We start from the raw sequence: 1891 nt of genomic DNA, 5'->3' as shown, positions 1-1891 counted from the left end.
ACTTTTACAACACCAGCCGGATCAAAGTCAGCCTAGGCGGCGTAAGCATCGAAGAGCACCGCATGCTTCAACTAGCATGAAACTGAAACTGTCCAACAAAGTGTCCGCATCCCCTTTTGACCCTTAAGCCTCAAAGACTAGGGCGCGTAACTAGGCGTAAAAAAAGGGGGCCACGCGGTACTAACCGGTGGCCCTTATCCATGCAGAGGATGATGTAGTTCCAACAATCGTTGGGACGCCTCACTACTGATGCCGTAAGAAAGTATCCAGCAGTGGGGTCCACAAACGACCGTGTTTATTCGCACTGCGAAGGGGCGCGGAATAACCACCGTCATGTGTGACGGTAGAAAGGATGGCTAAAGATGCCATTCAAACCAACCTGACACCAATACAACACACCCGCCCCTGGAGACTACCGTGTAGAACGCAGCACCACGGGCGGGGTTAGGAATCGCAAACCCAAGCGGATTTGGAGTTGTCGCCCGAGGCATTCTTTCAGTCCTGGCTAACAAGGAGAAAGCATAGTGGCAAGCATCAAACCATACAAGACCGGTAATGAACTTAAAGCCCACCCGGGACAAAAGAAAAGGCCACCAGGCGCGAAACTACAAGGATGAAAAAAGAGCTTGGTGACCTTCTCCGGCAAAGAAAACCATCACATACAGCACAGGCGAAATATTCCACACTTCGCAATAACTTAATCAAATTCAACCTTTACACATTCAATTCGTTCAGGATATATTAAGGGTGTTCAAACTGAACAATGACCAACAAGGAGTCACCATGAAACGCAAACTCACCCTAGGGATTGCAGCAGCTGCACTCGCAGTAACCACCATCACCCCCACCGCGTTCGCAGACGAAGCAACCCCCGACACCACCAACGTCGACCCTGGCTTCTTCCTAGATCAAAAGGCCCCAACCAAGAAGGACCCGAAGGAGCAAGCCGAAATCACCGGCATGCGACTAGACAACGCCAAGAAGGGAGTAGAAACCGCCAAAGGCATTGTTGACACCCTCAATGGCCTAGGCGGCCTATTTGGTCTCAATAACGGTGAGTAAAATAAACCTTGCCTTCTCCCCCTCTGGTCAAACCAACGGCCATTGGGGGTTTACTTACGCCCCAGGCTATCAAGCTTAAAGTCACCCTCTTTATGGCTCATCCCGGACTTTCCCGACGGCAAACGGGTGATATTAACAGTAGCCCCTAGAGTTGTAGCAATTGCTCGAAGACCCTAAAAAGTAAACGGACCATCATGATTGGCCCATTATCCTCTAACATCGGCAGCCACACTCCTAGCTAGCTCGTACACCAACGCCAATTCATTCACCTAATCCCCACCAAAACTTTGCAAACAGGCTCCGCCTTCAGAGACGATGTAGCACCAACACCCGGTTAAGAGAAACAAGAAGCCTGCATAAACTTGCTCATCGTAAAAGAAAGTTGCCGAAGAGCTTGCCCATAGTCTAAAACCGGTGACCGATGACAAACCCATAATTTTTAAAACCAGCGCCCCAAGAGGAGCACTTGGCTAGACTGGCCACCACGCCCTATAACTCAAATATGCTTTAGGAGCACACCTGAAGTGCCCCGGGTTTTGTTCCTAGGCGTTTGCCTTGATTTCTATTATTGCTTGCGGCGGGTGCTGGTCCCAAAATTCGGTTTCCACTTCGACCGGGGTTCGGTATCCCAAGCTGTGGTGAAGCCTCGTCTCGTTCCACCATGACACCCACTTGAGCATCGCGATTTCTTCCTCGACACCATCATCCCACCTGCGAGTATGGATCAGCTCGTTTTTGTAGGAACCATTAACGTTTTCCGCCAGAGCATTGTCATAGGAATCCCCGACAGTTCCGGTGGAAGCGGCAATCCCGTGCTGGGCAAGACGCT

2 protein-coding genes are annotated in these 1891 nt (G+C 50.7%); one reads left to right on the top strand and one right to left on the bottom strand.

The genetic code is table 11. The annotated features are described in order from the left end of the window. Positions 1–783 precede the first annotated feature (783 nt). The gene (locus QP934_RS11365; protein WP_419127575.1) at positions 784–1062 is read left to right on the top strand and encodes a hypothetical protein; all 279 of its coding nucleotides are present in this window, start codon (positions 784–786) and stop codon (positions 1060–1062) included. Between the two features lie 542 nt (positions 1063–1604). Here the strand turns inward: QP934_RS11365 and QP934_RS11360 are convergent. Continuing rightward, positions 1605–1891, bottom strand: a 287-nt coding sequence (locus tag QP934_RS11360) for an integrase core domain-containing protein (protein ID WP_419127574.1), incomplete at its 5' end; no start/stop codon positions are given.

Origin of the sequence: Corynebacterium sp. MSK122 (genome assembly GCF_030229435.2) — a bacterium.
Taxonomy (GTDB): domain Bacteria; phylum Actinomycetota; class Actinomycetes; order Mycobacteriales; family Mycobacteriaceae; genus Corynebacterium; species Corynebacterium marquesiae.
The sequence above is the reverse complement of the archived record's forward strand: the minus strand, read 5'-3'. Positions and strand labels throughout refer to the sequence as shown.